Source organism: Mycobacteroides sp. H003 (assembly GCF_001440135.1).
Lineage (GTDB): Bacteria > Actinomycetota > Actinomycetes > Mycobacteriales > Mycobacteriaceae > Mycobacterium > Mycobacterium gwanakae.
The window spans coordinates 25,079-31,953 of record NZ_LJYL01000033.1; the positions used below are offsets into that span (position 1 = coordinate 25,079).

Consider the following 6,875-nt stretch of genomic DNA (forward strand, 5'->3'; position numbering starts at 1 on the left):
GCAATCAAATGGAACGGAACGGATATGCCCTTCATTCAAGTGAACTTGGCCAGCGGCAGGACCCCTGAGCAGAAGCGAAACCTAGTCCTCGGCATCTCTCGAGCCGCCAGCGACGCCCTCGGTGTACCCGAAACCTCTGTCCGGGTCTGGATCGTCGAGGTCTCTCCCGACGAGGTCGCCTCCGGTGGTGAGATCCTGTCTGAGCGACTGCGTTCACAGGCATCGCCGGCGGTAGGGCAGGACGGGTGACCCACTTCATCCTGACCCACGGCGCCTGGCACGACGCATGGTGTTGGGCGCCCCTGATCCATGTCCTCGAAGATCGCGGCCAGACGGCGACGGCTGTTCAGCTACCCAGCGATGAGGTGGGCCAGGGCGCCGAGGCCTACGCAGCGGCGATCGCCGCTGCCGTGCAACCGACGGGCAGTGTCGTCGTTGGGCATTCATTGGCGGGGCTCGCCATTCCGCTGGTTCCCGCGCTCGCGCCGGTGAACGGCCTGATCTTTCTCGCCGCACTTCTGCCCGAGCTTGGAACCAGCTGGCGTGACCAGCTCAAGGCCGGCCGACCGATGGCGCCATGGTGGTATGACAATGGCTTACCCCGCCAACTCAAGGACTCCGACGGTCGGAGCCTTTGGCCATCGGATGTTGCGATTGACCTCTTCTTCCATGACTGCGAACCCGGGATGGCCGCCGCGTCAGCGGTGCGGCTGCGCCCGCAGGCTCCGACACCGGTCATCGAGCCCACCCCGCTCCACGAATTCCCGGACGTGCCCACCGCCTACGTCATGGGTCGAGACGACCGAGCGGTGTCTGCGGACTGGGTGCGAGCCACGTCCACATCGCGCCTCGGCGTCGAGCCGACTTGGATCGACGGTGGACACAGCCCGTTCCTCGCCCGTCCCACGACGCTTGCCGAACTCTTCATTCACCTGGCCGACCTGGAATTCACGTCCACTCAACGAAAGTCATCCCCGAAACTCTCACATCGCCCAGGCACCTAGTAGGACTTTGTTAGGTGGGCGTGTCGTCTGGACATTGCCTTAGACTCTCGAGAGCATTTGTGGGTGGATGATCTTGCACTGGGTCGGGTCAGCGAGGCGCTGGATGTGTTTGTCGCCGAGGTCTTCTCGTCGCTCAAGCGTAGTGATCAGCGGGCCAAGGCGGGCTTGTATGCGCGTGGGTTGATGCTGGATGGACGACGAAAGTCGATGCAGCCCATGGCGGCACGGCTGCAGGTGGATCATCAGCAGTTGCAGCAGTTCGTGACGACCTCGCCCTGGGATGTGGTGCCGGTGCGCAAGACGTTGTCCCGCAAGGCGTGCGATCTGATCGCTCCACGTTGCTGGGTGATTGATGACACCGGGTTCGCCAAGGACGGCCCGCACTCGCCGTGTGCGACCCGGCAATACTCGGGCACCCTGGGCCGGGTCGACAATTGCCAGGTCGCGGTGTCGGTACACGCCGCCACCGACGCGGCGTCGGCCCCGTTGGATTGGCGGCTGTTCGTGCCGCGAAGCTGGGATGTCGAGCACGCCGAGGATCCCGAGGAACGTGCCCGTATCGCCACCCGCCGCCGCCGCGCCGCGATCCCCGAGGATGAGCATCATCGCCGCAAATGGGAACTGGCCCTGGACATGCTCGATGAACTCATCGACTGGGGACGCACCCCACCCGCGGTGGTCGCTGATGCCGGGTACGGCGATATCACCGCGTTTCGGCTGGCCCTGACCGCACGCGGCATCCCGTACGTGGTGGCGGTCAAAGCTGCCACCAGCGCCCACCCCGGCGACGCGATGCCGGTCGCAGCGCCCCGCGCCGGGGACCGTGGCCGCTTTCCGGTGCCGGCCTACCCCGACCCGGCCGTCAGTCTCAAAGAGCTCACGGTGGCCGCCGGGCGTGGCGCAGCCCGCACCGTCACCTGGCGCGAGGGCACCAAGACCGGCCCCGACAACCCCGCCGCGACCATGGCATCGCAGTTCGTGACCCTGCGGGTCCTCCCGGCCAACCGTGACATTCCCCGCGGCGATGACGGGACGCTCCCCGAGTGCTGGCTGATCGCCCAATGGCCCACCGACACCGCCGAACCCACCGACTACTGGCTGTCCACCCTGCCCGCCGACACACCCGCTGCCGAACTCGTCGGGCTGGCCAAAATGCGTTGGCGCATCGAACACGACTACCGCGAACTCAAAACCGGACTGGGCCTCGATCACTTCGAAGGCCGCTCCTGGTTGGGTTGGCACCACCACGCCACCCTCGTCACCGCCGCACACCTGTTCCTCACCACCCTGCGGTTGACGCTCCCAAAAGCAGCCGGGCAGGACTGACCCTTTACGCCATCCTGCGCGAAATCCAACGCGCACTGGCCATCTGGATCGGCACCTGCCCACTATGCCACCACTACTTCCCCACCTAACAAAGTCCTACTAGACGGTCGCACAATGCGCTGCGCTACGCATGCTTCCTGCCGGCGATGCGCAGGTGAGGGTCTGCTCTTTGGTTCCAGTCCGAGGTGGCGCGGTGTTCAAATCCGTCGCACGCCAGTTCGGCGGCAGCGATCATCCCAATTAACCGTAGCCGCCGTCGTGCTTAATCCTGCCGCTGAGCCGTTCACGCCAGAGCCCGAGCTTATGGTTCCACACAGCAGCGTCAATCGGATCCTTCACGCGGGTGAAGCCCGGACCGAATGTTTCCCGCGCCTCGATGGAGACCTGCATCGCGGCCAGCAGAGTGGGGAGCGCCCCGTAAAACCAATCATCGTTACTCCGGCGCAGCTGCGAAAGGTGCTGCATCACAGCAGGATCACCCGGGTTGGCTTCTGCCAAGAGGTTGGCGGAGTCGTTTAGTTGGCTGATGGTGTGCTGCCCTGTGACCAGCTGACGCGCCAACGTCCAGATCTTCTCCTCCGGATTTATGGCGAACACGCCCTCCGCGGGCCCGTCCGAGCCGGATCCGGGCCCGCTCACTGCGGGCCCGATGCGGCCATCAGGGTAAAGGACACAGCGCCGACGCCGATATGCGCAGCGCTGAACACGAGGGGAATCGCCCAGGCCGCACGGCTCTTCACAAGCCGCACCACGATCAGCGCAAAATCAACCGCCGGCAGCGCCGCGGCCGACACCAGCACCATGCACAGACTGATGGTCGACCAGATCGGGTTCCCGCAGGGGCGGTAGGAGCACGGGTCCAGGCCCACCCCCGCGAACCCGACCACCATGACAGTGCCTATCGCCAGCACGATATGCACCGCCAGCAACAGGAACGCCCCGGCGGCATCGACTCCGCGGTGTCGCGGCGGCGGTGTCCATGCGGCCGTTGTCGTGGCGCCGTGCCCGGGTGCCAGTTGCGCGCCGGAACCTGCAGTGCCCCAGCTGGGCCGTGTCATGCGCGGCCCGCCTGGGCCAGGAGCACCAGCAGCAGCACCGTGTAGGCCACGTGGACTGCCGACATCGCCAGCGGAACCAGCCACGCCGGTCTGCGCATGCACAGTGCCGTAATGGTCAGCGCCAGGTCGATGACCGGCAGCGCGATGACACCGACGGCTGCGGCGAGCAGTACGAGCCACGTCCAGCTGGTGTCCGGGCAGACGGCGCTCTGGCAGTCCTGCATCGTCGTCACCGCGAAGGTCACCAGCACGGAGGCACCCCAACCGAGTGCGAGGTGGACGGCCAGCAGCGGGAATGCGATGGCAGCGTCGATACCGCGGCTGAGCCGCGTTGTGGTCGCCATGCTCATGGGAATCGGGTGAAGCAGCCGTCGACACTGGGATTGATCACCCCGGACCGGAACGCCATGATCCGGGTGAATCCTGCTGCGACGGTGTTGCCGTCGACCCCGGAGGAGGCCATCCCGTTGTTGAGCAGCCCGGCCACCGCTTCGTCGAAGTCGCCGGCGGTCAGCACGAGGTTCCCTCCGCTGGGGGCGTCGATCGGCTCGACCATTTTGCGTTGAGCCACTCCGGTGAGGCAGGCGGTGCGTACCGATGCCGCGGCGTCGGTCAGGTTGACACCGCGCTGCTGTTGCAGCGCCAGTGCCACCCGCGAGGTGAGCACAGAGATGGCAGTGTTGTCGCCCTGGACCAGCACGCGTTCTTTGGAGCCTGCTTGGCTGCCCAACGCTTGTAGAGCAGGCAGGTCGACGGCCAGGGTGTTACTCGACGGGCAATAGGACACCGGTGGTGTGGCTTTGGCGTCCGGGCAGGGCGGCGCATCCGCATCCAAGGTCACCGTCGGCGGTGAATTGAGCCCGTAGATGCCCGAGACCACCTCGGTGACCATCTGCACCATCTTCTCGTTGATCGGCGCTTCCCCACCCTGGTTCTGCTCGTCCTCCAGGATCATGGGCATATCGCCTCGGTTGGCTTCGATTTGCGCGAGATCCATGTCGGCGCAGGCTTGCACGCCGTCGATGAAGCCGACCTGGAAGGCGCTGATGCGGTCCAGGGCGTTGCCGTGCCCTTCGTGGACCATCTCTTGGTCTTCGGGCGTCAGGACGGGGTCGCGGATGGTGATCACTGCGGCCAGCACGCGGTTGAGTCCGTCGCTGGTGTTCAGTTCGAAGCGCTTGGAGTTACCTTCGGCGACCCAGCGGATGTAGTTGCCGGCGAAGCAGTCTGCCTGCTGTTCACGCACGATCACCGGGGTGGAGCGGTCGACGAGATCGCCCATGGTCTGTACCGCGTGGCCGTATTCGTGGGCCAGCAGTGCCGCGATGGACACATCGCCGAAGTACTCGATGCCGGTGGGCACCAGGCTGCCTCTGTCCCAGGCGATCAAATCCGCACCCGGGCAGAAGAAGGCGTTGGGTTTGCGAAACCAGTCCGAGCCACACAGGCGCGGCCCGAGTGGGTTGGTCGAATCATAGGAGGCGATGTTCTCGACCGGTTCGAAAGTGCCTGCCATCGGATCGGTGTAGTGCTGCTCCCAGAACTCCACGACATCGTTGACCGACAGCAGGCCCAGCGCGTCAGCATCGGAGCCGTCGCTGTCGACGACCTCGCCCTCGGGTTCAGGGGCATCCGGGCGCACACCGCTAGGTCCGTTGGCAACCGGCAGGCCGCCGACGGTGTCGGGATTGAACAGTGAGGACTTTGCCTGACCGCCGCCGTCCAGCGGCTTGGAGCAGCCGGTCATCAGTGTGGCTGCCAGCGCTGCGGCCAATGTGGCTGCCAGCAGTCGTGATCGTCTCTGTCGCAGCGTCATCGGGCACCCACCACGGCGATAAACTGCTCGAACGCGGCGCGGGCCTGCCCGCTTAGTGGGCGTTCAGCCTCGGCGGCAGCGACGGTGTCAACATCAGTGCCCGATGCGGCGGCCACCTCGACGGGAGTCAATCGGCTGCGGGTACGTACGGCTGTGAGGCGCTGGCCCAGCGTGGCTCCCGGTGCGCGGGCGGCGATGCCGGCCAGATCCTCCACCGAATGCCGGATCTGGCTGAGCAGTCGGGCGATCTCAGGACGGCCTGTGCTGGTGGTCGCGGCTCCGGAGATGGTGCGCTCCAGTCGGCGCAGCTCGGACAGCAGGGGGGCAATCTCGGCTCCGAAATGCGGGGCGCTCGTCGACGGCAACCCGGCCGCACGTGCCAGCAGCACCCGCAACGCGATCTCGGAGGCATCGATGAGGACCGCGACCTGCACGGTCGGGGACAGCACCTCGGTGGACTCTGCATCGGGTGCCGAAGCCCCGGCACGGATTCGGGCGATCGTGCCGGGCGACCAGTCCAGATAGCCCTCGATTCTGGTCAGCGTGTTCTGCCGCGGCCAGTGCTCACCGCGCTCGAACCGCACCAGCACGCTCTGGCTGACGATGTGCTCCTCGGCGAGCTTGCGCTGGGACAGTCCCAGCTCTTCGCGCCGAGCCGCCACCGCCGCTCCCGCCCGCGCGACCGACAGGTCAATCTCCCCGGTTAGAGAGTCTGCGGAGTCCGCGACCTCGCCGTCACGATCGTCCAGGTCGGCCAGGTCGGCCGCAGCCAGGGCCACCACCGTGCCCTTGGGCGTATCGGTAACCGCGGCCGCACTGCGGATACGGACCGCGATGCCGTCCACGCCGCCCATGTGGAAGGTGACCGACTCGGTCAGCGGGGTGGGCAGCGGCACCGCGTCGATGCGCTCACCATCACAGAAGGTGCCGTTGCGGGTGCCGGCGTCGCTGACCACCCATTGCTGCCCGACCGGTTCGATGCGCAGGTGGGTGCGCGAGATGGCATGCGTGGTGATGCGGATCTGCGCGGGTAATGCCCGGCCGATTAACACCGGTCCCTGATCGGGTCGGGCGATGAAGGTCTTACCCGCCACCTCGATCGCCAGCGCGGGCAGCTCGACCTCCGCCGGCGGCTCCTGGCATTGCTGCACTGTCACGTCCCCTCCTCGATCGCACTACATCCCCGGCCCTGCCGCCGTCGCGCGAGCACGACTTGTGGCCCAGCAACGCCCAAACCGTCGCAGAACATATCTCCAGCTAAAACGGCAAAACCCGTCCAGGTGAGCGGTGCTAGCCGGTGAGCTGTGCTGTTGCCGAATTCAGTGTTACACACCATGAGAGGGGGTCTGAGCGGCAAATAATTGGTGCAATGGGGGTGCAACGGATCATGCGATGATCGATGCGACGGATGGTGCAGGACAACTCATCGCACCGCGACATTTTCGGGGGGTTACATGAATCCGCAGGGGCATGGACAGCCGGGAGGCCGTGAACAACGGCCCTGGCCCGGGGGCAACCCGAACCGGGATCAGGCACCGTTTGATCAGCAGGAGACGCAGCAGGCGCAGACGTTCTCCCGACCTCAGCAGCCGCCGCCCCCGTATCCGCAGGCACCGCAGGGCTACCCCACACCCCCGCAGTACGCATCACCGCCACCCCCGCCGGGTGCGC

The 6,875-nt window shown here is 66.2% G+C and carries 8 protein-coding genes and 1 pseudogene; 4 read left to right on the plus strand and 5 right to left on the minus strand.

Features of this window, described 5'->3' with window-relative positions; genetic code table 11:
• Positions 1 to 24 precede the first annotated feature (24 nt).
• The 3 genes from AOT87_RS20060 to AOT87_RS20070 all read left to right on the plus strand — a co-directional run bounded on the left by AOT87_RS20060 (position 25) and on the right by AOT87_RS20070 (position 2,330).
• Entirely contained in the window at positions 25 to 249 is a 225-nt protein-coding gene (locus AOT87_RS20060; protein WP_046189482.1) for a 2-hydroxymuconate tautomerase family protein, read from the plus strand.
• Positions 246 to 1,004 carry an alpha/beta hydrolase gene (locus AOT87_RS20065; RefSeq protein WP_052583557.1) on the plus strand — a complete coding sequence of 253 codons (759 nt, stop codon included), beginning with the start codon at positions 246 to 248 and terminating at the stop codon, positions 1,002 to 1,004. Before AOT87_RS20060 ends, AOT87_RS20065 begins: the two co-directional genes overlap by 4 nt.
• 63 nt (positions 1,005 to 1,067) lie before the next feature.
• Positions 1,068 to 2,330 (plus strand): IS701 family transposase, encoded by a 1,263-nt coding sequence (locus AOT87_RS20070; protein ID WP_046189483.1) that lies wholly within the window; start codon positions 1,068 to 1,070, stop codon positions 2,328 to 2,330.
• 240 nt (positions 2,331 to 2,570) lie between these two features.
• Here AOT87_RS20070 and AOT87_RS20075 read toward each other — a convergent pair whose 3' ends face one another.
• The 5 genes from AOT87_RS20075 to AOT87_RS20095 are packed head-to-tail and all read right to left on the minus strand — an operon-like array spanning position 2,571 to position 6,361.
• Positions 2,571 to 2,969 (minus strand): hypothetical protein, encoded by a 399-nt coding sequence (locus AOT87_RS20075; RefSeq protein ID WP_046189484.1) that lies wholly within the window; start codon positions 2,967 to 2,969, stop codon positions 2,571 to 2,573.
• The gene (locus AOT87_RS20080; protein ID WP_046189485.1) at positions 2,966 to 3,388 is read right to left on the minus strand and encodes a hypothetical protein; all 423 of its coding nucleotides are present in this window, start codon (positions 3,386 to 3,388) and stop codon (positions 2,966 to 2,968) included. The genes AOT87_RS20075 and AOT87_RS20080 overlap by 4 nt, the downstream gene beginning before the upstream one ends.
• Positions 3,385 to 3,738 carry a hypothetical protein gene (locus AOT87_RS20085; RefSeq protein ID WP_131701206.1) on the minus strand — a complete coding sequence of 118 codons (354 nt, stop codon included), beginning with the start codon at positions 3,736 to 3,738 and terminating at the stop codon, positions 3,385 to 3,387. The genes AOT87_RS20080 and AOT87_RS20085 overlap by 4 nt, the downstream gene beginning before the upstream one ends.
• Positions 3,735 to 5,204, minus strand: coding sequence for a hypothetical protein (locus tag AOT87_RS20090; protein ID WP_046189487.1), 1,470 nt, complete (start codon positions 5,202 to 5,204; stop codon positions 3,735 to 3,737). Before AOT87_RS20090 ends, AOT87_RS20085 begins: the two co-directional genes overlap by 4 nt.
• A complete protein-coding gene (locus AOT87_RS20095) occupies positions 5,201 to 6,361 on the minus strand; it encodes a helix-turn-helix domain-containing protein (protein ID WP_082635010.1) in 1,161 nt (386 codons plus the stop codon). Before AOT87_RS20095 ends, AOT87_RS20090 begins: the two co-directional genes overlap by 4 nt.
• 297 nt (positions 6,362 to 6,658) lie before the next feature.
• Between AOT87_RS20095 and AOT87_RS29140 the strand changes: the two are divergent.
• Positions 6,659 to 6,875: pseudogene (locus AOT87_RS29140) on the plus strand (hypothetical protein); the annotation flags it as partial.